Annotated in this window: 21 protein-coding genes; 13 read left to right on the forward strand and 8 right to left on the reverse strand. The window is 70.2% G+C overall.

What is annotated here, in order from left to right; genetic code table 11:
- Positions 1-300: 300 nt before the first annotated feature.
- From IE262_RS05720 to IE262_RS05730, 3 genes are all read left to right on the forward strand, one after another.
- The gene (locus tag IE262_RS05720) at positions 301-1,269 is read left to right on the forward strand and encodes a hypothetical protein (protein WP_134041961.1); all 969 of its coding nucleotides are present in this window, start codon (positions 301-303) and stop codon (positions 1,267-1,269) included.
- 153 nt (positions 1,270-1,422) lie between these two features.
- A complete protein-coding gene (locus IE262_RS05725) occupies positions 1,423-2,490 on the forward strand; it encodes a LacI family DNA-binding transcriptional regulator (RefSeq protein ID WP_134041963.1) in 1,068 nt (355 codons plus the stop codon).
- On the forward strand, positions 2,487-3,398 hold the full coding sequence (locus tag IE262_RS05730; RefSeq protein WP_189871811.1) for a carbohydrate kinase family protein: 912 nt from the start codon (positions 2,487-2,489) through the stop codon (positions 3,396-3,398). The genes IE262_RS05725 and IE262_RS05730 overlap by 4 nt, the downstream gene beginning before the upstream one ends.
- A gap of 152 nt (positions 3,399-3,550) precedes the next feature.
- Here IE262_RS05730 and uvrA read toward each other — a convergent pair whose 3' ends face one another.
- Positions 3,551-6,589 (reverse strand): excinuclease ABC subunit UvrA, encoded by a 3,039-nt coding sequence (gene uvrA, locus IE262_RS05735; protein WP_189871813.1) that lies wholly within the window; start codon positions 6,587-6,589, stop codon positions 3,551-3,553.
- Positions 6,590-6,811: 222 nt separating this feature from the next.
- Between uvrA and IE262_RS05740 the strand changes: the two genes are divergently transcribed.
- The 5 genes from IE262_RS05740 to IE262_RS05760 all read left to right on the forward strand — a co-directional run bounded on the left by IE262_RS05740 (position 6,812) and on the right by IE262_RS05760 (position 11,119).
- Positions 6,812-7,540: a maleylpyruvate isomerase family mycothiol-dependent enzyme gene (locus IE262_RS05740; RefSeq protein WP_134041969.1), complete on the forward strand. Its 729-nt coding sequence runs from the start codon at positions 6,812-6,814 to the stop codon at positions 7,538-7,540.
- Between the two features lie 10 nt (positions 7,541-7,550).
- A complete protein-coding gene (locus IE262_RS05745) occupies positions 7,551-8,207 on the forward strand; it encodes an MBL fold metallo-hydrolase (RefSeq protein WP_189871815.1) in 657 nt (218 codons plus the stop codon).
- A gap of 352 nt (positions 8,208-8,559) precedes the next feature.
- Entirely contained in the window at positions 8,560-9,453 is an 894-nt protein-coding gene (locus tag IE262_RS05750; RefSeq protein ID WP_189871817.1) for an ABC transporter substrate-binding protein, read from the forward strand.
- Positions 9,450-10,358 carry an amino acid ABC transporter permease gene (locus IE262_RS05755; protein ID WP_134041975.1) on the forward strand — a complete coding sequence of 303 codons (909 nt, stop codon included), beginning with the start codon at positions 9,450-9,452 and terminating at the stop codon, positions 10,356-10,358. Before IE262_RS05750 ends, IE262_RS05755 begins: the two co-directional genes overlap by 4 nt.
- Positions 10,355-11,119: an amino acid ABC transporter ATP-binding protein gene (locus tag IE262_RS05760; protein ID WP_229877120.1), complete on the forward strand. Its 765-nt coding sequence runs from the start codon at positions 10,355-10,357 to the stop codon at positions 11,117-11,119. Before IE262_RS05755 ends, IE262_RS05760 begins: the two co-directional genes overlap by 4 nt.
- A gap of 37 nt (positions 11,120-11,156) precedes the next feature.
- Here IE262_RS05760 and aroQ read toward each other — a convergent pair whose 3' ends face one another.
- Entirely contained in the window at positions 11,157-11,630 is a 474-nt protein-coding gene (gene aroQ / locus IE262_RS05765) for a type II 3-dehydroquinate dehydratase (RefSeq protein ID WP_134041977.1), read from the reverse strand.
- 352 nt (positions 11,631-11,982) lie between these two features.
- Here aroQ and IE262_RS05770 point away from each other — a divergent pair, with 352 nt between their 5' ends.
- The gene (locus IE262_RS05770) at positions 11,983-13,266 is read left to right on the forward strand and encodes an MFS transporter (protein ID WP_189872817.1); all 1,284 of its coding nucleotides are present in this window, start codon (positions 11,983-11,985) and stop codon (positions 13,264-13,266) included.
- Positions 13,267-13,371: 105 nt separating this feature from the next.
- On the opposite strand, the gene IE262_RS05775 is transcribed toward IE262_RS05770, so the two are convergent.
- The 5 genes from IE262_RS05775 to IE262_RS05795 form a co-directional block, all read right to left on the reverse strand.
- Complete coding sequence (locus IE262_RS05775; RefSeq protein WP_134041979.1) at positions 13,372-14,388, reverse strand: TerC family protein; 1,017 nt, start codon at positions 14,386-14,388, stop codon at positions 13,372-13,374.
- Between the two features lie 285 nt (positions 14,389-14,673).
- Entirely contained in the window at positions 14,674-16,764 is a 2,091-nt protein-coding gene (locus IE262_RS05780; protein WP_189871819.1) for a TerD family protein, read from the reverse strand.
- A gap of 46 nt (positions 16,765-16,810) precedes the next feature.
- Positions 16,811-17,389, reverse strand: a complete 579-nt coding sequence (locus IE262_RS05785) for a TerD family protein (RefSeq protein WP_189871821.1) — start codon at positions 17,387-17,389, stop codon at positions 16,811-16,813.
- Between the two features lie 179 nt (positions 17,390-17,568).
- Positions 17,569-19,698 (reverse strand): excinuclease ABC subunit UvrB, encoded by a 2,130-nt coding sequence (gene uvrB, locus IE262_RS05790; RefSeq protein ID WP_189871823.1) that lies wholly within the window; start codon positions 19,696-19,698, stop codon positions 17,569-17,571.
- Between the two features lie 40 nt (positions 19,699-19,738).
- Positions 19,739-20,620, reverse strand: a complete 882-nt coding sequence (locus IE262_RS05795) for an MHYT domain-containing protein (RefSeq protein WP_134041987.1) — start codon at positions 20,618-20,620, stop codon at positions 19,739-19,741.
- 281 nt (positions 20,621-20,901) lie between these two features.
- On the opposite strand from IE262_RS05795, the gene IE262_RS05800 reads away from it, so the two are divergent.
- Together IE262_RS05800 and IE262_RS05805 are read left to right on the forward strand one after the other, a co-directional pair.
- Positions 20,902-21,774 (forward strand): glycerophosphodiester phosphodiesterase, encoded by an 873-nt coding sequence (locus IE262_RS05800; protein WP_189871825.1) that lies wholly within the window; start codon positions 20,902-20,904, stop codon positions 21,772-21,774.
- 118 nt (positions 21,775-21,892) lie between these two features.
- Complete coding sequence (locus IE262_RS05805) at positions 21,893-22,447, forward strand: methylated-DNA--[protein]-cysteine S-methyltransferase (RefSeq protein WP_134041991.1); 555 nt, start codon at positions 21,893-21,895, stop codon at positions 22,445-22,447.
- Between the two features lie 377 nt (positions 22,448-22,824).
- Here IE262_RS05805 and IE262_RS05810 read toward each other — a convergent pair whose 3' ends face one another.
- Positions 22,825-23,706, reverse strand: a complete 882-nt coding sequence (locus IE262_RS05810) for a DUF1963 domain-containing protein (protein ID WP_189871827.1) — start codon at positions 23,704-23,706, stop codon at positions 22,825-22,827.
- A gap of 323 nt (positions 23,707-24,029) precedes the next feature.
- Here IE262_RS05810 and IE262_RS05815 point away from each other — a divergent pair, with 323 nt between their 5' ends.
- Positions 24,030-24,938 carry a pseudouridine-5'-phosphate glycosidase gene (locus IE262_RS05815; protein WP_229877121.1) on the forward strand — a complete coding sequence of 303 codons (909 nt, stop codon included), beginning with the start codon at positions 24,030-24,032 and terminating at the stop codon, positions 24,936-24,938.
- A gap of 47 nt (positions 24,939-24,985) precedes the next feature.
- Entirely contained in the window at positions 24,986-25,951 is a 966-nt protein-coding gene (locus IE262_RS05820; protein ID WP_189871829.1) for a carbohydrate kinase family protein, read from the forward strand.
- Positions 25,952-25,994: the final 43 nt, after the last annotated feature.

A 25,994-nucleotide genomic window follows, 5' to 3' on the forward strand; every position in this document is an offset into this window, starting at 1 on the left:
CCAGGGGGCCCTGACGGTCAGGACGTGGCGTGGGGCGTCGGCGCCATCCGCGAGCCTCTGGAGCCGGAACCGGGGTCACCGGCGGATCACCCGCGGCCCGACGAGTGAGCGGGTATTGCGCACCAGGTGTTGTCGGAGCATGGTCAACACGCTTCAATGCGGGGTGGCCCGGCGCGGTGAACAGCCCACACGCGGGCACGGAGCGCCGGCGCACCGAGCCCCGGCGCCCACCGGGCGCCCGACCAGACGCACGCGAACGGTCCGAGCAGCCGTCGAACCCCCGGACAGAAAGGCCCCTGCATGCGGCACGGCACACAGCACGCGGACGTCCTCACGACGGAGGCGGACCTCACCGCGGAGGAACTGGAGACGGCCTTGCGGTGCGGCCCTTTCCATGTCGCCCTGCGCGCCGCCATCGCCGCGCGCGGGCTGCCTCTGCAGCGCGTCCAGCACCATCTGTCGCGCTACGGGGTCAAGGTCGGCGTGACCAGCCTGAGCTACTGGCAGCAGGGCGCCCGACGGCCCCAGCGTCCCGAGTCCCTGCGGGCCGTGCGCGCCCTGGAGGAGATCCTCCATGTCCCCGACGAGTCGCTGATCCGGCTGCTCGCGGAGACCGAGGAACGCCTGGGCCCGGAACGTCCGGCGGGCCGCTCGTACCGCTCCCTCGTCGAGGCGTCGGGCGTACTGGAGCAGCTCCTGGCCGAACTGGAGTCGTCGCTCGACGACGGCCTGCACACCATCGGCCACCACGAACGGGTATGGATCGGGCCGGGCCGTGAACTGCTGGCCCGCGAGTCCCACCACATAGTGCGGGCCCATAAAGACGGCGTGGACCGCTATGTGGCGGTACACCACGGTGACCCGGGATGCGCGCCGGAGCGCATGACCGTGCGCGCCCTGGAGAACTGCCGCACCGGGCGTGTGCGGTGGCACCACGACACCGGGGTGCTGGTCGCGGAGCTGCTCTTCGACATCCGGCTGCGCACGGGGGACACCTGCCTCTTCCGGTACCGGGTCGAGGACGGCACGGCCGGGGTGTCCCACGAGTACGTCCGCGGGTTCGGCTGCTCGGGCGGGCAGTACGCGCTCCAGGTCGACTTCGACGAGCGGGCCCTGCCCGTGCGCTGCCACCGCTTCACCCAGCACACGGCGGCGGCCCCGCGCAGCGGCCATCACGAGCTGGTCCTGAACCGCCGGCACCGCTCGGTCCACCTGGTCGAGCCCCGTGTCCGCTCCGGGATCCTGGGCATCGGCTGGGACTGGGAGTGACCTGTCCCGGCACCTCTCCCTCCCGCTGAAGCCGCCTGCATGCGCGGGCGTCTGCGGCTGCACACGTAAACGCTTGCGTAAACGTTTACGTCCTGCCTCGAATGCGATAGCTTCCGGCCCGGGCAGTCCACTGGATCCAGGAGGGGAACGGTCGTGGCCACGATGGTCGACGTCGCACAGCACGCGGGTGTGTCCGTGGCGACCGTCTCGCACGTCGTGAACAACACGCGCGCGGTGCGCCCTGGGACCCGCCAACTGGTCCTCGACGCCATCGAGGCGCTCGGCTACACGCCCAACACCCTGGCCCGTTCCCTGGTGACCTCGCGGACGCGGTCCATCGGGCTCGCCGTGTCGGCGGTCAGCAACCCGTACTTCACGGAGATCCTCCAGGGCGTCGAGGCCGGCGCGCTGGAGCACGGTTACAGCCTGCTGATCGCCGATCCGCACGACGACCCGGAGCACGAGCGGAAGGTGGTCCAGCTCCTGCACGAGCGGCGGGTGGACGGCCTGGTCGTCGCGCCCTCGGCACGGCCGGAGGGGCTCCTGGACTACCTCCGCCGGCACGACGTTCCGACCGTGTTCCTGGACCGGCTGGTCACCCCACCCGAGGGCGACCCGTTCCGCTTCGATCAGGTCTGCACCGAGAACACCGCGCCCATGGCACGGCTGGTCAGACATCTCGCCGACCTCGGTCACCGGCGTATCGGGCTGGTCGCGGGACTGCCCGGCCTCAGTACCACGGGCGAGCGGATCACCGGGTACCGGCGGGGACTCCGGGCCGCGGGACTCCCCTACGACGAGCGGCTCGTGGCCCGAGGTGACTCCGACGCGGAGGTGTCCCGGCGGGTCACCCGTGAGCTGCTGACCCGGTCGAGCCCGCCGACGGCGCTCGTCACCGGCAACAACGCCATGACCATCGGCGCCCTGCGTGCCATGGGCGAGCTGGGCGTGTCCGTCCCCGGCGATGTCGCGCTGTGCTGCTTCGACGACTTCGCGTGGGCGGATCTGTTCCATCCACGGCTCACCGCGATCGCCCAGCCCAGCAAGGAGATCGGCGCGCAGGCCCTGCGGCTGCTGCTGGAGCGGCTCGCCGCGCCGGAGCACCCGGCCCGCACCGTCCGGCTCCCCTCCACGTTCGTCCACCGCGGTTCGTGCGGCTGTCCGGGGAGCCAGGAGAGCACCCCGTGTCCGGAGAGTTCCGAGAAAGGATCCCCCTCGTGATCGTCGTCGCCGGTGAGGCCCTGATCGACCTGGTGCCGCAGGGTGCGGGCGCCCTCGTGGGCCTGCAACCCGCTCGCGGCGGCGGGCCCTACAACACGGCGGTGGCCCTCGGCCGCCTCGGCTCGCCCACCGCCTTCTGTTCCCGTGTCTCGCGCGACGCCTTCGGTGAGGCGCTGCTGGACGGGCTGCGCACGGCGGGTGTCGAGGTGACGCCCGTGCAGCGCGGCACAGAGCCCACGACCCTCGCCGTGGCCTCCATAGACGCCGGCGGTTCGGCCGCGTACTCCTTCTACGTGGAGGGCACGGCGGACCGCCTGTTCGAGGCCCCCGATCGCCTGCCCGCCGGCACGAGGGCGGTCTCCTTCGGTACCTGCTCGCTCGTCCTGGAGCCCGGCGCGAGCGCGTACGAGGAGCTGATGCGGACCGCCGCCGCGCAGGGGGTGTTCACCGCGCTCGACCCGAACATCCGGGCAGGGCTGATCCCGGACGCGGACGCCTACCGGGCCCGGTTCAAGAGCTGGTTGCCGTCGGTGTCCCTGCTGAAGCTCTCCGAAGAGGACGCCCGGTGGCTCGGCGGCACTCCGCGCGAGTGGCTGGCCTCCGGCCCCTCGGCCGTCGTGATCACCCACGGCGGCGACGGGCTGACGGCCTTCACCCGCGACGGCGCCGAGACTTCCGTACCCGGCGAACGCGTCGACGTCGTGGACACCATCGGTGCGGGCGACACGGTCAACGCGGCCCTGCTGCACGGCCTGTCCGCGTGGGACGCCCTGTCGTCCGAGGCGCTGGCGGGTCTGGGTGCCGACGGCTGGAGGCGACTCCTGCGGTTCGCGGCACGTGCGGCTGCGATCACCTGTTCCCGGGCCGGCGCGGAACCGCCGTACGCCACCGAACTGGGCGATCTGTGACCGTCACCGCACTGCCGCACTCGCTGTCGGCTCTTCGGCGGGTGGGGGTCAGCGCACAACGGGCGGCGTCCCGCGGGGAGTTCCCGCGGGACGCCGCCCGTTGGTGTGCGTCTCTCGCGCCTCGCGCGTCCCGGTGAGCCCGGTGAGCCCGGTCAGACCTTGCGTGTCCTCGTGGTCTTCGCGGTCTTCTTCGCGGGCGGCGTCTTCTTCGTGGCCGCGGCGGCCTTCTTGCTCGCCGTGCTGTTGGCGGTCTTCGCCGTCGCCGTCTTCTTGGCCGTTTGTGTGGCCGCGACCGTCTTCCTGGCGGCGGCCCTGCGCGGAGCCCTCACCTGGGCGGCGTCGCTGACGCGCTCGGCGCCCAGGATCTCCCGCAGGAACTTGCCCGTGTGGCTGGCCGGGACCCCGGCGACCTGCTCGGGCGTGCCCTCGGCGATGACGAGGCCGCCGCCGCTGCCGCCCTCGGGGCCCATGTCGACGACCCAGTCGGCGGTCTTGATGACATCGAGGTTGTGCTCGATGACGATGACCGTGTTGCCCTTGTCGACCAGGCCCGACAGCACCGTGATGAGCTTGCTGATGTCCTCGAAGTGCAGACCGGTGGTCGGCTCGTCGAGGACGTACACCGTGCGCCCGGTGGACCGCTTCTGCAGTTCGCTGGCCAGCTTGACGCGCTGCGCCTCACCGCCGGACAGGGTGGGTGCGGGCTGGCCGAGCCGGACGTAGCCGAGGCCGACGTCGTTGAGCGTCCTCAGATGGCGGGCGATCGCGGGCACGGCCTCGAAGAAGCCGAGGGCCTCCTCGATCGGCATGTCCAGGACCTCGGAGATGGACTTGCCCTTGTAGTGGACCTCCAGGGTCTCCCGGTTGTAGCGCGCCCCGTGGCAGACCTCGCAGGGGACGTACACGTCCGGCAGGAAGTTCATCTCGATCTTGATGGTGCCGTCACCGGAGCAGTTCTCGCAGCGGCCGCCCTTGACGTTGAACGAGAAGCGACCGGGCAGGTAGCCGCGCACCTTCGCCTCGGTCGTCTCGGCGAACAGCTTGCGGACGTGGTCGAAGACCCCGGTGTACGTCGCCGGGTTGGAGCGCGGGGTCCGGCCGATGGGCGACTGGTCGACGTGGACCACCTTGTCGACGAGGTCGTCGCCGTCCACGCGCGTGTGCCGCCCGGGCACGGTCCGGGCGCCGTTCAGCTCGCGGGCCAGGTGCGTGTACAGGATGTCGTTGACCAGTGTCGACTTGCCGGAGCCGGACACGCCCGTGACCGCCGTGAGAACGCCCAGGGGGAAGGACACGTCGATGTCCTGGAGGTTGTTCTCGCGGGCGCCGTGCACGGTGAGTCTGCGGCCCGGGTCGACGGGGCGGCGGATGTCGGGGAGCGTGATCTCCTTCTTGCCGGACAGGTACTGCCCGGTCATCGACTCGGCGTTGGCCAGCAGCTCCTTCAAGGGACCGCTGTGCACGACCTTGCCGCCGTGCTCCCCCGCGCCGGGACCGATGTCGACGACCCAGTCGGCGGTCTTGATGGTGTCCTCGTCGTGCTCGACGACGATGAGCGTGTTGCCCATGTCTCTCAGGCGGACCAGGGTCTCGATCAGCCGGTGGTTGTCGCGCTGGTGCAGGCCGATGGACGGCTCGTCGAGGACGTACAGCACGCCCACGAGGCCGGAGCCGATCTGGGTGGCCAGGCGGATGCGCTGGGCCTCGCCGCCGGAGAGGGTGCCGGCCGCGCGGTTCAGCGAGAGGTAGTCCAGGCCGACGTCGACCAGGAACCGCAGCCGTTCGTTGACCTCCTTCAGCACCCGTTCGGCGATCTTCTTGTCGCGGGCGTTGAGCTTCAGCTCGCCCAGGAAGTCCGCGCAGTCGCTGATGGACATCGCGGAGACCTCGGCGATCGACTTCTCCATGACGGTGACCGCGAGGACGATCGGCTTCAGGCGCGTGCCCTGGCAGGTGGGGCAGGGCACCTCGCGCATGTAGCCCTCGAAGCGCTCACGGCTGGCGTCGCTCTCGGCCTCGCTGTGCCGGCGCTTGATGAAGCGGACGGCACCCTCGAAGGACGCCATGTACACGCGCTCGCGCCCGTACCGGTTGCGGTAGCGGACCTCGATCTGCGTCTTGTGGCCGTGGAGCAGGGCCTTCTTGGCGCGCTGCGGGAGGCCCGCGTAGGGGATGTCCGTCCGGAATCCGAGGGCGTCCGCGAGGGCACCGATCTGGCGGTCGAAGTAGTCCTTGGTGTGCCCGTGCGACCAGGGGTGGATGGCGCCCTCGTCGAGTGACTTGTCCTCGTCCGGGACGATCAACTCGGGGTCGACCTCCATACGCGTGCCGATACCGGTGCAGTCCGGGCAGGCGCCGAAGGGCGAGTTGAAGGAGAAGGAACGGGGCTCCAGCTCCTCGAAGGACAGGTCGTCGTACGCGCAGTACAGGTGCTCCGAGTACATGCGCTCGCGCTCGGGGTCGTCCTCGGGGAGGTCGACGAAGTCGAGCACGACCATGCCGCCGGACAGGCCGAGGGCGGTCTCCACGGAGTCGGTGAGGCGGCGCTTGGCGGAGTCCTTCACGGTCAGGCGGTCGACGACCACCTCGATGGTGTGCTTCTCCTGCTTCTTCAGCGTCGGCGGCTCCGACAGCTGGATGGTCCGGCCGTCCACGCGCGCGCGTGAGTAGCCCTTGGTCTGGAGGTCCGCGAAGAGGTCGACGAACTCGCCCTTGCGCTCGCGGACCAGCGGCGACAGCACCTGGAAGCGGCTGCCCTCCGGCAGCTCCAGGACCTTGTCGACGATGGCCTGCGGCGACTGGCGCGAGATCGGGCGGCCGCACTCGGGGCAGTGCGGCTTGCCGATGCGCGCGAAGAGGAGGCGCAGATAGTCGTAGACCTCGGTGATGGTGCCGACTGTCGAGCGCGGGTTGCGCGAGGTCGACTTCTGGTCGATGGAGACAGCCGGGGACAGACCCTCGATGAAGTCCACGTCCGGCTTGTCCATCTGGCCGAGGAACTGCCGTGCGTACGAGGACAGCGACTCCACGTAGCGGCGCTGCCCCTCGGCGAAGATGGTGTCGAAGGCCAGCGAGGACTTGCCCGACCCCGACAGGCCCGTGAAGACGATGAGCGAGTCACGCGGCAGGTCGAGCGAGACGTTCTTCAGGTTGTGCTCGCGCGCGCCACGGACGATGAGACGGTCGGCCACGCCGGTCCGCACCTTTCTTGAGTGAAGTAGCAGGGGCGGGGCCCCCGCCCTTCACAGACTAGGGGGAGCCACTGACAGCGCCGGTCCTGTTTCCCCGTTGACAACAATTCCGGGCCTTCCAGCATGCCCGACGCCGCACCCGACCATATAGCACGTGCATTCGATTTGCTGGATCGGCCCGTATCCTTCACCCCATCGTGTGGCGGAGCTAGGGTCGGCGCCATGATGGATCACGCACACGACCTGGCCTCTGTACGTGACGCGACCGAGCGGCTCCTCACCGCAGCCGCCGAACTGGACAACGCTCGCGTCGCGGAACCGTCACGACTGCCCGGCTGGACCCGGGGCCACATCCTCGCCCACCTCGCCCGCAACGCGGACGCCCTCGTGAACGTCCTCCAGGGGCGCCCCATGTACGCCTCCGGGGCCGCCCGGGACGCCGACATCGAGCGGGACGCACCGCGCGCCCTGGACGTCCAGCTCGCCGACGTGCGCGACAGCGCGGACCGCTTCCAGGAGACCGCCTCCGTCTTCGCGGACTGGTCACGCACCGTGGAGCTGCGCAACGGCGTGACCGACCAGGCCGCGAGGGTTCCGTTCCGGCGCTGGATCGAGGTGGAGCTCCACCATGTGGACCTCGGCATCGGGTACGACCTGGAGGACCTGCCGGAGGAATTCACGCAGCGGGAGATCGACTTCCTGGCCGCCCGGTTCCGCGGCCACCCCGACGTCCCCGCGCTGCTGATCAAACAGGACGACGGGAGCGCGATCCCCAGCGGAGCCGTCGAGTCCGTCTCCGCGGACCAGCTCGCCAGCGGCTACGAGCCACCCCTTCCCGCGCTCACGGTCAGCGGCCACCGGGCCGACCTGCTCGGGTGGCTGGCGGGCCGCCGCGACGGCTCCGCACTGCACGTCGAGGGAGGAGCGATCCCGTCGCTGCCCCCGCTATAGGCTTGCGGCCATGACGTACAGCGGAGCGGTGACGGTCGGCGGCCCTGCGGATGTGCACGAACTTCAGGACCTGATGATCTCCAAGGTCGCGGTGGGCCCGATGAACAACAACGCGTACCTGCTGCGCTGCCGGGCCACCGACGAGCAGTTGCTGATCGACGCGGCGAACGACGCGGACACGCTGCTCACGCTGATCGGCGACGACGGCATCGCGTCCGTCGTCACCACGCATCAGCACGGCGACCACTGGCAGGCGCTCGCCGAGGTCGTGGCGGCCACGCGCGCGCGTACGTACGCGGGCCGGGACGACGCCGACGGTATCCCGGTGCCGACCGACGTCCCGGTCGACGACGGCGACACGATCCGGGTGGGGCGCGTCGAGCTGACCGCACGCCACCTGGTGGGCCACACCCCCGGCTCGATCGCGCTCGTCTACGACGACCCGCACGGGCACCCCCATGTGTTCACAGGGGACTGCCTCTTCCCGGGAGGTGTGGGCAACACACGTAAGGACCCGAAGGCGTTCGCCCGTCTGATCCACGACGTCGAGACGAAGATCTTCGACGCGCTCCCGGACGAGACGTGGGTCTACCCCGGCCACGGCAACGACACGACGCTGGGCGCGGAGCGTCCGCACCTTCCGGAGTGGCACGCACGGGGCTGGTGACCCCTGGCGGTCCCACCCCTGAAGTCCCCGATGCCGGGGCGGCAGTTGGTGCACGACCCCGGCGCACACTGCCGAGCACACGCCGCACGCGCCCCGTGTGAACCGACCGCACACGCTGGTGCCCTTCGCGCGCTCCCGGCGCAGTCAATGGCGCAGTCCACTGGAAGTGGTCCGCACAGGATGACGGCTCCTGCGCGGTATGGGCCGCCGGCCGCTCAAGCCCCGCCCTCGGCCGGCGGCCCCTCTGGGTTTCTCGTCCAGCATTCACGAAACAGCAACACACGTTCTCGATATGCGGACAAATGCCGCCGTGACCTCGACAAACGGGACGCCTCACTGTCACCCTCCCGCCATGCATGCCGTCCCTGGAACGCCTCGCGCCCTGCGCCGCGCCGCCTACGCCGCCACCGTCGCCCTGCTCGCCGCCGCCGTGGGCTGCGCCCCGCAGCCGGACGACAACGCCTCCGACAAGGCCTCCGGATCCGCCCAGGAGACCTGCGCCAAGGGCGAGTTGAACACCGCGACGTCCGGCAAGCTGACGATCGCGACCGACAAACCGGCGTACGAACCCTGGTTCAAGGACGACGATCCCGCGAGCGGCGAGGGCTTCGAGTCAGCCGTCGCCTACGCCGTGGCGAAGCAACTCGGGTACGACAAGGCCGACGTGGTCTGGCAGACCGTGCCCTTCAACAAGGCTTTCGCACCCGGTGAGAAGACATTCGACTTCGACATCAACCAGGTGTCGATCAGTGAGGAGCGCAAGAACGCCGTGGACTTCTCGTCCGGCTACTACGACGTGCGCCAGGCCGTCGTCGCGCTGAAGGACTCCAAGGCCGCCAAGGCCACGAGCATCGCCGGCCTCAAGGATGTGAAGCTGGGCGCCCAGGTCGGCACCACCAGCCTCGCCTCCATCAACGATGTGGTGAGGCCCCGTCAGGACGCCGCCGCCTTCGCGAAGAACGACCAGGCCAAGGCCGCGCTGAAGAACGGCCAGGTCGACGCCGTCGTGGTGGACCTGCCGACCGCCTTCTACATCACCGCGGCCGAGGTGACGGACGCGAGGATCGTGGGGCAGTTCGAGAACCGGGGTGGCACGCCGGAGCAGTTCGGCCTCGTCCTCGACAAGGGCAGCGCGCTCACGTCGTGCGTGACGGACGCCGTGGACGCCCTCCGCGAGGACGGCACGCTGGCACGGATCGAGAAGCAGTGGCTGTCCGACGCCGTCGACGCCCCGGTGCTCAAGTGACGGTCGTGAAGGAGCAGTCCGGGCAGGACAATCCGGGCGGCACGCGGGACGGGCACGGCGCGTACGTCCCCTCCCCGCGACGGATCGAGCGCGAGGCCTACAAGCGTGCCCGTGCCCGCCGCGCGACGGCGATCGCCGCGCTCTCGACCCTGGGCACAGGTGCGCTGCTCTACCTGATCGTCGTCAACGCGCCCGGCTGGCCACGTACCAGGGAGACCTTCTTCAACTGGGAGTACGCGCGTGAGGCGTTCCCTCAGGTCCTCGAAGGCCTGTGGCTCAACGTCCGGCTGCTGCTGGTGTGCGGTGCCGCGGTGCTCGTCCTGGGCATGCTCATCGCCATCGCGCGCACCCTGCCCGGCCCGGTCTTCTTCCCTGTGCGGGCGCTGGCCGCCGCGTACACCGACTTCTTCCGCGGACTACCGCTCATCATCACTTTGATGATCGTCGTCCTGGGCGTCCCGGCTCTGCGGCTGCAGGGCGTGACCGTCGACCCGGTGCTGCTGGGCGGTACCGCACTGACGCTGACGTACTCGGCGTACGTCGCCGAGGTGTTCCGCGCCGGCATCGAGTCCGTGCACCCCTCGCAACGGGCGGCGGCACGCTCTCTCGGCCTGACCAACCGGCAGGCACTGCGGCATGTCGTCCTCCCCCAGGCGGTGCGCCGCCAGGTGCCGCCGCTGCTCAATGACCTGGTGTCGCTGCAGAAGGACACCGGGCTCGTGTCGATCGGCGGCGCGGTCGACGCCGTGCGCGCGGCCGACATCATCGTGGGCCGCAGCCTCAACTACACGCCGTACATCGTCGCCGGGCTCGTCTTCGTCGCGCTGACCATCCCGATGACCCGCTTCACGGACTGGGTCACGGCCCGCATGGACCGGCGCCGGGCCCAGGGAGGCACGCCATGAGTGAGTTTGCGGAGCAGTCCTCGGTGTTGCGGATGGAGTCCGTCCGCAAAACCTTCGGCGGTACGGTCGTCCTGCGCGATGTCGATCTGGAGGTCGCCCCGCACACGGTGACCGCGCTGATCGGCGCCTCCGGGTCCGGCAAGTCGACGCTACTGCGCTGCGCCAACCTCCTGGAGGAGATCGACGACGGGGCGATCTGGCTGGACGGTGAGGAGATCACCGACCCGCGGGCCGACCAGGACGCCGTGCGCCGCCGGATCGGCGTGGTCTTCCAGGCGTACAACCTCTTCCCGCACATGACCGTCCTGGAGAACATCACCCTCGCCCCCCGCCGCGTCCACGGCGTGGCCCGCGCGGAAGCCGAGGAGCGTGCCCGGGAGCTGCTGGAGCGGCTCGGGCTCGGCGCCAAGGCGGGCGAGTACCCCGACCGGCTGAGCGGCGGGCAGCAGCAACGGGTCGCCATCGTCCGCGCGTTGGCCGTGCGGCCCCGGCTGCTCCTCCTCGACGAGATCACCGCCGCCCTCGACCCCGAACTCGTGGGCGAGGTCCTCACCGTCGTCCGGGATCTCAAGGGCGAGGGCATGACCATGGTGCTGGCGACGCACGAGATGGGTTTCGCCCGCGAGGTCGCGGACCAGGTGTGCTTCCTGGACGGCGGTGTGGTGCTGGAGCGCGGCACCGCCGAGCAGGTCTTCGGAGAGCCGCGGCAGGAGCGCACTCGGCGCTTCCTGCGGCGGGTCATGGACGCCGGACGTCTCTGAACGGGGCCCGCGGACCCGACCCGGTCCGTGTGCCGGGTCAGGCGCCCTCCTGCCCGGCCCCCACCAGCGCCGCGACGCGCTCCACCCCGAACACGTATCCCTGAACCCCGCAGCCCGCGATGACCCCGTCCGCGCGGAGCGAGACATAGGAGTGGTGCCGGAACTCCTCGCGTTTGTGGATGTTGGAGATGTGGACCTCCAGCACGGGCAGGCCGTCACAGGTGTTGAGCGCGTCCAGGATCGCGACCGAGGTGTGCGAGTAGGCGCCCGGGTTGATGACGATGCCGGCGTGGTTCAGGCGCGCCTCGTGGATCCAGTCGACGAGCTCGCCCTCGTGGTTGGACTGCCGGAAGTCCACCGTGCCGCCGTGCGCGGCCGCGGCCTTGGCGCACAGGGCTTCCACGTCGGCGAGCGTGTCGGAGCCGTAGATCTCGGGCTGGCGCTGGCCGAGGAGGTTCAGGTTGGGCCCGTTGAGGATCATGATCGGGGCGTTGGCGAGGGTGCGAGGCACGGTTCCTCCGGTCCGGTGGGCGGGAGCGGCCCGGTGGAGGCCGCTGCTCAGACCCGGTCTATCACGGTGTACTGACACGCCACGGGCCCGGACCACATGACGACTCCCGCCTACCGTTCCCGAGCAGTGAGCGGGAGGCCGTCCTGCGCGCGCAGCGGATATACGCCCCGGACATGACCGGTCGTCATCCTCCATGGGGGCGTGATTCGCGCGAACAAACCCGCCCGGCGCATCACGGTGACGTACTGAGACCTACTCACGTCGTACGAGCCACCGTGCGCCCCCGTAACCGGCGATCACCGTGGGTAGTTGACGCGGCATGCGCCATGCACACACCGTGAAACCGCCCTCCATGTTGCGGCTCGCGTCCGCCTCGCTGGCCGGGACGGCCATCGAGTTCTATGACTTCTTCGTGTACGGCACCGCGGCCGCACTGGTCCTGGGACCGCTGTTCTTCCCGACGTTCTCGCCGGTGGCGGGCATACTCGCGGCTTTCGCGACCTTCGGCGTCGGCTTCGTGGCACGTCCCCTGGGATCGGTGCTGTTCGGGCACATCGGGGACCGGCACGGGCGACGACCGGTCCTCGTCGGCTCGCTGCTGTTGACCGGCGCGGCGACGGTCGCCGTCGGCTGTGTCCCGACGTACGACTCGATCGGTGTGGCCGCGCCCGCGCTCCTGCTCGGCTTGCGTTTCCTGCAGGGGCTCGGCCTCGGCGGGGAGTGGGGTGGTGCGGTGCTGCTGACGGCGGAGCACGCGCCCGCCGAGCGGCGCGGGCTGTGGTCGAGCTTCCCCCAGGTCGGCCCGGCGGTGGGGTTCTTGCTGGCCAACGGCGTGATGCTGCTGCTGTCGGCGACGCTGTCGGACGCCCAGTTCGCGGCCTGGGGCTGGCGGGTGCCGTTCTGTGCGGCGGGAGTACTGGCCCTCGCCGGGCTGTGGCTGCGCTCCTCGCTCGCCGAGAGCCCTCAGTTTCTCGGTATCGACGACCACGCGCGCGTACCGCTCGCCGAAGTGGCGCGCGGTCACTGGCGGCTGGTGCTGCTGACGGCGGGGGCGCTCGCGATCGGGTATGCCGTGTTCTACGCGGTGACGACCTGGTCCCTCGCGTACGCCACCGAACGGCTCGGCGTGGACCGTACGGTCATGCTGGCCTGCATCATGGCCGCCGTGGTCGTGAAGGGCGCGCTGACGCCGTTGGCGGCGATGCTCGGTGACCGGTTCGGCCGGCGGCCGATGTGTCTGGTCGGCTGTACGGCGACCGCACTGTGGATGTTCCCCATGGTGAGTCTCCTGGCGACCGGTGAGCCGCTGCTGATGTTCTTCGGCTTCCTGGTGGCGATGCTCGCGTTCATCACCATGTTCGCCGTGATCGCCGCGTATCTGCCGGAGCTGTACGAGCCCCGTGTGCGCTGCACGGGGGCCGCCGTGGGTTACAACCTTGGCGGAGTGCTCGGCGGCGCGCTGACACCGATCGTGGCCACGGCCGTGGCCCAGGGCGAGGGGACTCCCTGGGGTGTGGCCGCGTATCTGACGGGGATCGCTCTGCTGAGCCTCGGCTGCTTCGCGCTGCTGCCGGAGACGCGACCGGTGCGGGTGGTCGCGGCAGAAACCACCGCCGGCGAGGCAGCGGCCGGGTGACGCAGGCGCCCACCGCCGCGACTGCCGACTGAGACGAACACTACGGCGGCAAGCACCGGGAGCGGTGGCCGGCAATGCGGCCACCGCTCCCGGTGCTTACTGTCGCTACGCCTGAGGCCGTCCGGCCTCGACGCTGTCCTGCGGAGCACCTTCGGTCTCCTTCTGCGCCGCCTCGGCCGCCGCCTGCTTCTTGGAAGCCATCAGGCTGGTGATCGTGGTGACGATCAGGACCGAGCAGATCACACCGAGCGAGACCGGTATGGAGATCTCGGGGACATGGACCCCGGACTCGTGCAGGGCGTGCAGCACCAGCTTCACACCGATGAAGCCGAGGATCACCGACAGGCCGTAGGAGAGGTGGACCAGCTTCTTCAGCAGGCCGCCGATGAGGAAGTACAGCTGGCGCAGGCCCATCAGCGCGAACGCGTTGGCCGTGAACACGATGTACGGGTCCTGGGTCAGACCGAAGATCGCCGGGATGGAGTCGAGCGCGAAGAGCACATCCGTCGTACCGATGGCGAGCATCACGACCAGCATCGGCGTCATGACGCGCTTGCCGTTCTGCTCGATCCACAGCTTGGTGCCGTGGTAGCGGTCCGCGACCCCGAAGCGCCTCTCGGCGGCCTTGAGCAGCTTGTTCTCCTCCCACTCCTCCTCGGACTCGTCGGCCCTGGCCTCCTGGATCAGCTTCCAGGCGGTGTAGATCAGGAAGGCTCCGAAGATGTAGAAGACCCAGGCAAAGCTGGAGAGGATCGCGGCACCCGCGGCGATGAAGACCGCGCGGAGCACGAGGGCTATCAGTACGCCGATCAGCAGTACGCGCTGCTGGTACTGCGAGGGCACCGAGAACTTCGCCATGATCAGGACGAAGACGAAGAGGTTGTCGACGCTCAGCGACTTCTCGGTGATGAAGCCGGCGAAGAACTCCCCGGCGGGCTGGCCGCCGCCGAAGACGAGCAGGCCGAGTCCGAAGAGCGCGGCCAAGACGATCCAGACGATCGTCCAGATCCCGGCTTCCTTGATTGATACGTCATGGGGCTTGCGGCCGATGAAGAAGTCGACCGCGATGAGGGCGGCAAGGCCCACGATGGTCAGGACCCACAGGGTCGTGGAAACATCCACTGCGCCTCCGGCAGTACGTAACGGCAAAGTCAGCGTCGTCGCTGCCGGAGGTCTCTTCCACCCGTGCCACCGCTGGCGTCTGACACGCCTGGTGCCGCCGGGCCGACGCCCCGGGATCTGGCCAGATCCGTATTGACGGGTACGCCGCAACTGGTAGGGAGTACTCCCCTCCGTACGGAAAAGAGTACTCGAATCACCAAGGAAAGGTAAAGCGGCTGGTAAAAGAAGATCCAAAACTGCTGGTCAAACAGGCTTTGGCCAGGCTTGGCGCATCGCTCGGTCGGGTCAACGGTTCCAGGAGCGGCGAGCCGTCGCGACCTGGGTGAGGACGTGCTGCAGGACCTGGCTGCCCGCCGGGACGAGCGCCGGCTCGTACGTCCAGGCGTGCCCCACCCAGGGGTCGGCGAGGTGGTCGTCGGGCACGGGAGTGAGTCGCAGCAGCGAACGCCAGAGCGGGTCGAGCAACGGCCCGTACGCGGCGGCGTCCTGACGGTCGGCGACCATCATCAGGTGCACCCCCACGGCCGGGCCCTCGTCCGCGAGGTAACGCAGTTGTGTGACGGCCCGGTCGTCGAAGCCGTGCGGGAAGTCGTTGACGATCAGCAGTTGTTCGGACGGGTCGATACCCGGGGGCAGTGCGTCGGGCGCGCCACCGCGCACCGCCATCTGCACCAGGTCGACGCGCTGGGTGAGCCGCGCCAGCACGTCGGCCACGCCCGCGGCGCCGACGGCGGGCGAAGCCGCGAGCACACCGGTCTGCACCAGCGGCGCGAAGGCGGACGCGCCCGTACCGGCAGGGTCGATGACGTGCACCGAGAACTCGCCCGGCGGATGGACCGCGAGGATCCGCGCCGCGAGTGCGGTCGCCGTCTCCAGGGCGAGGGCGCGCAGTTCGCCGGAGTCGGCGAACGATGCGTGGCCGGATTCCGGGCCGCTGTCGATCCACAGGCCCCGCTCCAGCGGCAGGCGGACCAGCATCGGGATTCTCAGGTTGTCGCTCTCGGGCAGGTGGAGGTCGCCCAGACGCAGGGCCATGGGGGTCTCCATCGGGACCCGGTAGCCGTGCCAGACAGGGTTGTCCCAGCGCGCGTACGCCGGGGGCAGCGCGGGCTCGACGACGTCCGCCTCAGCCCTGAGCTGGGCGAGGTCCCGGTCGAAGGCTTCCCTGGCGCGGTCGAGGAGCTGGGTGTGCTTGGCGCGGGCCGCCTCACGCGCGGCGTCGCCCTGGCCGCCGATGCGGCTGCGCGGGTCGGACAGGACCTTGTCGAGCTCCTGCTCCATGCGCGAGTCGGCGAAGTCGACGGCGCTGCGGTAGGCGGCCGTGGTGCGGGCCAGGTCCTCGAACATGCCCCACACCTGGTTGTAGAGGCGCTCGTCCATGGACCAGCCGGTGGCGTCACCGGCGACGGGCTGCGTGGGCTGTCCTGGCTGGCCCAGAGGCGCGGTCGGTGGTGGTGGCGGAGGCGCCGCGGTCCGCCGACCCGGGTGCGTGTAGTTGATGGGGCCGCCCGCAGTGGCTGCGGCGGGCGGGTCCGTCGGCGCGGGGCCCGGCTGCGATCCCGCGCCGTGATCGGATCGGGCGGGTTCCTGCGGGCCGACCGTGTAGGGCGACGAGGCGTCCTGGGCGGCTGCCGTCGAGTAGGGGGAGGCGGCACCCTGGGGTTCCGAGGTGCCGTAGGGGCTCTGCTGCGGCGATGCGCTCCCGGAGGTGCCCTGGTGTGCGGCGCCGCCGTGGGTCTGGTCAGGGCCCGGCGCGGGGGCGGCGGCGTGCCGGTGACGGTCGGCGTCGGGGGTCCGCGGCGGGGGCGCCGCCACCGCGCGGGCGAGCCCCTGGGCCACCGCCTCGTTGATGCTGCCCGCGAGTTGCCGGGCCTCCGGCAAGCCCTGGTCGGTGAGGAGTTCCGCGAGGCCGCCCGCGTACCCCTGGCCGACCGCGCGGACCTTCCAGGCGCCCTGCCGACGGTAGAGCTCCAGGGCCACCACGGCCGACTCGGAGTCCAGACCGGTGATGGTGTAACTGGCGACCTCGGTGCCGTCGAGGCAGGTGACCGCGAGAAAGGGAGCGGCGACGGCCCCGAACCGGACCGGGCCCCCGACTCCGGACGGCAGCGCGAGCAGCACGCTCACCCGGTGCACGGCCTGCGGCACGGCGTCCAGGTCGACGGCGAGACGGTGGTCGGCCGCCGCCTGCCTGGACACCTTGAGGCCGGGCAGCGTGGGCGCGCCCGGGTGGGCCACCCAGTCCGCTCCGTGCACCTTGCCGTGCTCGTCGCTGAGCGTGGCACCGGCCACGATCGGCTTGCCGGCCGAGACGCGGACCTCCAGTCGGACCTCGGGGAGCGGATGGTTCTGCCCCCGGACCAGCTCGGCCGTCATCGCCTTCGTCCCCCTGTGTCGCTGTGTGCGCTGTGCGTCGGGCTGCCTACAGGGCCGGCAGGATCGCCGGCATCAGGTCCTGGAAGGTGCGGCCGTTGGCCGGGGAGCCGAGGGCCGTCATGTTCCAGCCCTGGCCGACCCTGTGCACCTTCGCCATGATCTGGGCGGTGTAGTTGCCGCCGCCGTCCAGCGTGTAGCGCGCCAGCTCCTGGCCGTTGGTCTCGTCGACCAGGCGGCAGAACGCGTTCTGCACCTCCTGGAAGGTCTGGCCCGTGAAGGAGTTCACGGTGAAGACGATCTGGTCGATGTGGACCGGGACACGCGCCAGGTCGACGAGGATGGCCTCGTCGTCGCCGCCCTGGCCGACACCTCCGACGAGGTTGTCGCCCGTGTGACGCACGGAGCCGTCGTCACTGACGAGGTGGCGGAAGAAGACGACGTCGACCGGCTGCTTGTCCGCGAACAGCACGGCCGAGGCGTCGAGGTCGATCTCCCGGGTACGGGAACCGAACAGCCCACGCCGCGGGGCGGCCTGCCAGCCGAGTCCCATGCGCACCGCGGTCAGCGTGCCCCCGTCGCTCTTCTGCAGGCTGATGGCCTGCCCCTTGGTCATGTTGACCGTCACGCGCTGTCCCCTCTCGAACTTTCCCCTGTTGCCGCGGAGTCCGCGGTTGTCCAGCACCCTATGGTTCGGCGCGGACGGTGCCGAACCTGGGTCGCACTTTGTGTCGGTCTTGCAACACAGCGCGCCCACTCCGGTGGCGCGCAGCCCTCTCCCGGTACCCTCTCCCCCCTGGCGGGCCGTCAGGACAGACCCGCCTCCTGCATCTGCCGCAGCTCCTTCTTCATCTCGGACACCTCGTCGCGCAGCCGGGCGGCGATCTCGAACTGGAGGTCGGCGGCCGCCGCACGCATCCGCTCGGTCATCTCCTCGATCTGCTCGGCGAGTTCGGCCGCCGGACGGTCGGTCGGCACAGCTTCCTTGCGCTTGGCCTTGGCGGACTTGGCGCCCTTGGCCGCCTTGCCGGGAACGGGGGTCTTGGCGCCCTTGCCGTCCGCCCCCTTGCGGTAGCCGGTGCCGAGGAGTTGCTCCGTGTCGACGTCCTCGCGGGCGATCTGCGCCACGATGTCGTTGATCTTCTTGCGGAGCGGCTGGGGGTCGATCCCCTTCTCCTTGTTGTACGCGACCTGCTTCTCCCGGCGGCGGTTGGTCTCCTCGATGGCCTTCCCCATCGCCGGGGTGATCTTGTCGGCGTACATGTGGACCTGACCGGAGACGTTGCGCGCCGCGCGGCCGATGGTCTGGATGAGGGAGGTTCCGGAGCGCAGGAAGCCCTCCTTGTCGGCATCGAGGATCGCCACCAGGGAGACCTCCGGAAGGTCGAGGCCCTCCCTGAGGAGGTTGATGCCGACCAGGACGTCGAACTCGCCGGAGCGCAACTCACGGAGCAGTTCGACGCGGCGCAGGGTGTCGACGTCGCTGTGGAGATAGCGGACCTGGATGCCGAGTTCGAGGAAGTAGTCGGTGAGGTCCTCGGCCATCTTCTTGGTGAGCGTGGTGACCAGGACGCGCTCGTCCTTCTCGGTGCGCGTCCGGATCTCGTGCACCAGGTCGTCGATCTGGCCCTCGGTGGGCTTGACGACGACCTCGGGGTCGACGAGGCCGGTGGGGCGGATGATCTGCTCCACCTGGCCGTCCGAGCGGGACAGCTCGTACTGCCCGGGAGTCGCCGACAGGTAGACCGTCTGGTCGATGCGCTCCTGGAACTCCTCCCACTTGAGCGGGCGGTTGTCGAGGGCGGAAGGCAGCCGGAAGCCGTGGTCCACGAGGGTGCGCTTGCGGGACGCGTCGCCCTCGTACATCGCGCCGATCTGGGGCACGGTGACGTGGGACTCGTCGATGACGAGGAGGAAGTCGTCCGGGAAGTAGTCCAGCAGCGTGTTCGGCGGGGAGCCGGGGAGGCGGCCGTCGAAGTGCATCGAGTAGTTCTCCACGCCGGAGCAGGAGCCGATCTGGCGGAGCATCTCAAGGTCGTACGTGGTGCGCATGCGCAGACGCTGGGCCTCCAGGAGCTTGCCCTGCTTCTCCAGCTCGGCCAGGCGCTCCCCCAGCTCCTTCTCGATGTCGTTGACCGCGCGCGCCATGCGCTCGGGGCCCGCGACGTAGTGGGAGGCCGGGAAGACGTACAGCTGCTCGTCGTCGCTGATGACCTCGCCGGTGAGGGGGTGCAGCGTGGAGAGCGCCTCGATCTCGTCGCCGAACATCTCGATGCGGACGGCCAGCTCCTCGTAGACCGGGAAGATCTCGATCGTGTCGCCGCGGACCCGGAAGGTGCCGCGGGTGAACGCCATGTCGTTGCGCGTGTACTGGATGTCCACGAAGCGGCGCAGCAGATCGTCACGGTCGAGTTCGTCGCCGACCTTGAGGGGGACCATGCGGTCCACGTACTCCTGTGGAGTACCGAGGCCGTAGATGCAGGACACCGAGGCGACCACGACGACATCGCGGCGGGTGAGCAGCGAGTTGGTCGCGGAGTGGCGCAGGCGCTCCACCTCCTCGTTGATCGAGGAGTCCTTCTCGATGTACGTGTCCGACTGCGGGACGTATGCCTCTGGCTGGTAGTAGTCGTAGTACGAGACGAAGTATTCGACGGCGTTGTTCGGCAGGAGCTCGCGGAACTCGTTCGCCAACTGGGCGGCCAGGGTTTTGTTCGGCGCCATCACGAGGGTCGGGCGCTGAAGCTTCTCGATCATCCACGCGGTGGTGGCGGACTTGCCGGTACCGGTCGCACCCAGCAGGACGACGTCCTTCTCACCTGCTTCGATGCGCCGGGCGAGCTCGGCGATGGCCGCGGGCTGGTCGCCACTCGGCTGGTAGGGGCTGACGACCTCGAAGGGCGCCACCGTGCGTTCGATCTTTGATACGGGCCGCATGGAATCCACCGTACGACCCCGCACTGACAACGGGCCCTGATCACCAGTTCTGCGGGGTGCGGGAGCTCGACCGCCGGGGGCGCTGGTGGTGCCGGCGGGAGCTGGATGTGGGGCGCCTGCCGAGGTGGGCGGCGGTGGCGTGGGCCGGGATACCGGGGCGCCGCTCGGTGGAGCTCCAGGTGGTGGGCCTGCCCATGATCATCAGCGGGTCGAACATCACGACGACGGCGGCGAGGAGCAGGAAGGCGAGCGGGCCGATCATCATCGGTGCGAGCAGCGTGGCGGGGGACTCGCCGCCGGGGGTGCTGCCGGCGGCGCCGTGCAGGTGGACGCTGAGGGCGCCCATGCCCGTGTAGTGCATGCCGGTGACGGCGAGGCCCATGACGAGGCTGGCGCCCACGCTCCACAGGAATCCGCGAACCTGTCCGGCCGCCCACAGGGCGGCGGTGGCGGCCACGACGGCTATGACGACCGAGACCGACACGGTGAAGGTGTTGTACGTGAGCTTTCCGTTGAGGCGCATGCCTGCCATGCCCAGGTAGTGCATGGAAGCCACGCCCAGGCCGGTGATGGTGCCGCCGGTGAAGAGAGCCGTTCCTGTCGCTCTCTTGTAGCCGACGATGAAGATTCCGATACCGACCATGACGATCGCGACGGCCAGGCTCGCGAACGTGGTCGGCTTGTCGTAGTGGATCGGGGTCTCCCGGACCGTGAAGCCCATCATGGCGATGAAGTGCATGGTCCAGATGCCGGACCCGATCGCCGCCGCGCCCATGGCGAGCCACCCGGCCCGCCAGCGCCCGGCGACGAGCATCGATCTGGTGGTGCAGCGCAGGCCGAGCGCACCGCCGAGGCAGGCCATGAGGTAGGCCACGAGCGGCGTGACAAGTCCGTAGCTGAAGCCGTCGACCGTGCCCTGCATGCGCGGCTGCCCTCCCACCCTGTTGGATCACGTGTTCCCTGAAATGCCCCCCCCCACCCCGGAACCGCCGACAACAGTCAGGGGTGAGCAGAGAGTATGACCCCCACCGGAATGGTCGAACGATTTTCCGGCAAAGAAACACGGCTCTGCCCCACTTGTGCGGTGCTGGTGAGCGGATTTGGGCAACTCCATTCAATTCGTGGCCATCCTGCACCCCCCTCTCGTTGACCCTGTGCTGTCACTCTGGAGCTGTCCGTGACCGCTCGACGCGAGGAGTACGCATGCACGTGCGCGCTTTTGCCACCGCGACCACCGCGCTCATGGGGGCCACCGTCCTCTTTCTTCCCACCTCCCCCGCCCAGGCCTCCGGCGTGAGCGGCAGCCCGCTCGTGGTGGCCCACCGCGGAGCCTCCGCCTACGCGCCCGAGAACACCCTGGCAGCCGTCGACAAGGCGGCCAAGATGGGCTTCCGCTGGGTCGAGAACGACGTCCAGCGCACCAAGGACGGCGAACTCGTCGTCCTCCACGACGCCTCACTGGCCCGCACGACGAACGTGGAGGAGGTCTTCCCCGGCCGGGCACCCTGGAACGTGCTGGACTTCACCGCGGCGGAGATCGCGCGGCTCGACGCGGGCAGCTGGTTCGGCTCCCGGTACGCGGGCGCGCGCGTGCCGACCCTGAAGCAGTACATGAACCGTGTGTCGCGCAACCACCAGAAGCTCGTCCTGGAGATCAAGAATCCCGCCCTCTACCCCGGTATCGAGCGGGAGACCCTCAAGGTGCTGAGCAACGAGGGCTGGCTCAACCCGGCGCGTCTCAAGAGCAGTCTGGTCGTCCAGAGCTTCAGCGCCGACACCGTGCGGACGGTTCACCAGCTGCGTCCTGGCGTCAAGACCGCTTTCCTGGGCACTCCGGCGCTCACGGACCTGCCCGAGTACGCGACGTTCGCCGACCAGATCAACCCGTCGTACACCACGATCTCCCGCAGCTACGTCGCCGCCATCCAGGCGTTCGACGGGCCGCACGGCAGGCCGATGGAGATCCTCACCTGGACCGTGGACGACGCGGACAACGCCCGCCGCGTCGCCGGGTACGGCGTGGACGGCATCATCACGAACAAGCCCGACGTCGTCCGGGAGGCGACGGAGGGCTGACGAAAGGAACCGCTGGGGACGGCTTCCCCCGGGACATGCCGGGGCGTGCCGGGGCGTGGACGTGCGTCTGCGTCCCATGCCCCGGGCGTTGTCAGTGGCGCGCCGTACGGTGGGTCGCATGAACAGCCATGGGCAGAACGAACAGCGGGTCGTGTGGGCCGTGGTCGGCACGGACATCGGCCCGTTGCTGCTGGCCGCGACCCGCGACGGCCTGGTCAACGTCGTGTTCCACGCCACGGACGCCGTCCGGGACCAGGCGCTCGGCCGGCTCGCGTCCCGGTTCGGCACCGAGCCCGTCGAGGTGCCGGACTCCCCGCTGCTGACCGAGGCGATACATCAGGTCGCGGCCTACTTCGCGGGTGAGCGGCGCTGCTTCGACCTGCCCCTGGACTGGTCGCTGATCTCCGGCTTCAACCGCCAGGTGCTGCGTGAGCTGGCGTCCGGCGTCCCGTACGGCTCGGTCGTGGGCTACGGCGACCTGGCCCGGCGGGTGGGACAGCCGGGGGCGGCCCAGGCGGTGGGCATGGCCATGGGCTCGAATCCACTGCCGGTCGTGGTGCCGTGTCACCGGGTCGTCGAGAGCGGCGGTGGGATCGGCGGGTTCGGAGGGGGCCTGGAGACCAAGCGGAAGCTGCTGGCGCTGGAAGGGGTGCTTCCGGAGCCGTTGTTCTGAGACTGAGAGGTCCCCGAACTGCCTGGGTCGACTACGTTCCCGCCGACGGTGTCCGCCCGCTCGTCCACCCGCATCGCACCAGCCTGCGCGGCGACCCGCGGGTCGCCGGGTTCCGGATCGTCGTCGTCGATGTCCTACCGCCATGTCCGACCAGTTCACGTCGGCCGCCGCGACCTTGATCCGCACCTGCCCCGGACCGGTACCGCTGGTCCAACTCGGCCTCCAGCGCCTCAGCGGAGGCGGTGCGCTCGCGGCCGACGCGCTGATTCGGGAGCCGCTTCAAGGAGTTCATCGAGGCCGGGGATCCTGGTTGGTTCGGCTGACACCGGCTGTCGGCGCATCGTGACTCCGGGGGGCCGAGTGCCGGGGAATGGGGGTCACGGGTTCCAGAAGACCGTGGTGAACACACGGTCGAAGCGCCGCCTGGCCAGATCATCGCGCTGGATCGCCCAGTGGACGGTGGCGCCTTCCCAGCCGTCGACGCCGCTGTGCCAGTCCGCGAGGAGCACCCAGTCCGAGACGTCACCCGAATCGGTATCCGTCGCTTCCCGCCGGCCCGCTTTCACCGCCCGCAGGGCATCGGACACGGCACCGGCGACCGGATCAGTATCGGTGATCTCCTCGGTCCCGTATCCGCCGATCTGGAGTGACCCCCAGGTAGCGATGTCACCGTGGGTGCTCTTCCACACCTCGACCAGTTCCTCGGAGCGGGGATGCCCGGGGAGCGGCTCCCACCGCGGCGCCTGGGGGAGTTCGACCAGCCCGTAGTACGGCGGCGACATGTGGGTCGTCGCCCTCAGCGGACCCTGCTGGAACGCCTTGACCGTCTCCTGGTACTCGTCCTCGTCGGACCAGGCCCAGTCAAGCCTGTCCCGCTCCTCCACGGCCGTACCGGCGGGGACGTACACCACGCTGCCGCTGCCCGTGGGAGTGAAGTCGCCATCTTCGTCCTCCACGAAGGCGAACAGCAGCAGGTGGCCGTCGGGAGGCAGCGGGAGGTCCGTCGCGTCGGCGGGCAGCGCCGCGAGGTCGATGGAGGCGAGGAAAGGGTGGAACGGGTTCGGGATGTCGGCCGGAAGCAGCAGTGGACCGCCGAACCGGCCCACGACCGGTCCGTCCTCGTCCCCGCCACCGTGCCGCCTCAGCACCACGAAGGGGCGAGCGGTGTCTAACCACCGCTCCACATCATCGGCGGGGATACCTCGCGCAATGGCCTTGTCACGAAAGGGACTTGCCCAGTCCGGCGTCTCAGGAGTCATGGGGAGACCGTAGCGGGAGGATATGACACAGCGGTGCGCCCAACGCCGTACTCAAAGGTCGTTTTCGGGTCGCGCCAGGAGATGGCGGCCTGGCCGGTGAGACGCCGAGGGTGGCGGCGTGCTCGACGAAGTGCTAGCGGTAGCCGCCGTCCGCGGCGGTGCTTCGCTTGCGGCCTAAGATCTTCTTGCCCGTGTCCGTGTCCTGGCTCGTGGCGGGCGCGGCGCCCTGGCACCGCGCGACCGCGGCGATCAAGCCACAAGGGTTTGACCGGGCGCACCGCCCGCCAGAGATGAGGGAGAACCGGGAGACAGGAGGCAGGCACGTGGTGCTGGTGGTGTCCGAAGAGGTGAGGGAGGTGCTTGACGCGCGCCGTCCCGTGGTGGCCCTGGAGTCCACGATCATCGCGCACGGGCTGCCTCGCCCGCGCAACCTGAAGGTCGCGCTGGAGCTGGAGGAGGTCGTGCGACGGGAGGGCGCCGTCCCGGCGACGATCGCCGTGCTCGACGGGCGGCCCCACGTGGGCCTGGACAAGAAGCAGCTGGAGCGGGTCGCGAACGAGGACGGGATCCGCAAGCTGGGTCACCGGGACCTGCCGCTCGCGGTGGCCTCAGGAGTGACCGGTGCGACCACCGTGTCGGCGACCGCGCTGCTCGCGGCCCTCGCGGGCGTACGGGTGTTCGCGACGGGTGGGCTCGGCGGCGTGCACCGGGAGTGGACGGTGAGCCAGGACGAGTCCGCCGATCTGGGGTTGCTGGCGCGCACCCGGATCACGGTGGTGTGCGCGGGCGTGAAGTCGATTCTGGACGTGCCGGCGACGCTGCAGCGACTGGAGACGCTGGGGGTCGCCGTCGCCGGGTACGGCACGGACCGTTTCCCCGGCTTCTACCTGTCCGACTCGGGGCATCCGGTGGACTGGACGCTGGAGTCACCGGAGCGGGTGGCGGAGGTCATGCGCGCGCAGGACGCGCTCGGCGGGCCGGAGTCGGCGCTCATCGTCGCCAACCCCGTACCCGAGGAGGAACAGCTCGATCCCGGGCTTCACGCGCGCGTGCTCGCCGACGCACTGCGCGCGTGCGAGGAGGAGGGTGTCACCGGTCAGGCGGTCACGCCGTTCCTGCTCGACTATCTGGTACGGCACACCGATGGGGCGTCGCTGAGCGCGAACCTGGCGGCGGTACGCGGGAATGTCCGGCTCGCGGCCCGTATCTCGGCGGCCTGGGCCGGGGTGTGACCGGTCCGGGCGGGCTGCGGAGGAGGCGGGGCGTGGAAGGCCGGGGCGTGGCTCCGGCGCCTGCCGAGCGGGGCGAGGAGCCGTCGGGTGCGAGCACGCCTCCTTCGGGTGGGGCCCTGCTGGTCGTCGGGGACGTGGTCACCGACATCGTCGCCCGGCACCGTGGACCGCTCGCGTCGGGGACCGACACCGCCGCGTCGGTGCGGACCCTTCCCGGTGGTGCGGGCGCCAACGTGGCGTGCTGGGCGGCTCACTGGGGCTGTGCGGAGGCACGGCTGCTCGGCCGGGTGGGCACGGACGCGGCCGCGTGGCACGAACAGGAGCTGACGGCCTGTGGCGTACGGCCACTCCTCGTCGTCGACCCGGTGGCACCGACCGGAACGGTGATCTGCCTGGTCGACACGGAGGCGGCGGCCGAACGGACGTTCCTGACGGACAGTGGGGCGTCCCTGCGGCTCGCCCCTGGTGACTGGTCGGACACGCTGCTCGACGGGGTCGCCCGGCTGCATCTGTCGGGCTATCTGCTGTTCTCCGAGTCGAGCCGGGCTCTGGTGGCGGCCGCTCTGGGCTCGGCACGTGCGCGTGGCGTGCCGGTGAGCCTGGATCCGGCGTCGGCGGGTTTTCTCACGGAGCTGGGCGTGAACCGCTTCCTGGAGCTCGTCGAGGGGATCGACGTACTGCTGCCCAGCCGCGACGAGGCGTGTCTGCTCACGGGCCTGCCCGATCCGTCGGACGCGGCGGCCAAGCTGAGCCGCCACGTTCCCCTGGTGGTCGCCAAGCAGGGCGCTGACGGAGCGCTGGTGGCCCGGTCCGGCACCGTCCACGCGCGCGTGCCCGCCGCCCCCGCGACGCCCCGCGACACCACGGGAGCCGGCGACGCCTTCACGGGAGCCTTCCTCGCAGCCCTGCTCGCGGGCGCCGGCCCCGAGGAGGCGGCGGGCGAGGGGTGCCGCGCCGGGGCGCTGGCGGTGCAACGGGTGGGCGGGCGGCCGCCCGTGGCGAACGGGCAGTGACACGCGAGACCCCTCGGCCTCATGGTGTGAGGGGCTCCCGCCC

This window comes from Streptomyces bluensis (genome assembly GCF_014650715.1).
GTDB lineage: Bacteria > Actinomycetota > Actinomycetes > Streptomycetales > Streptomycetaceae > Streptomyces > Streptomyces bluensis.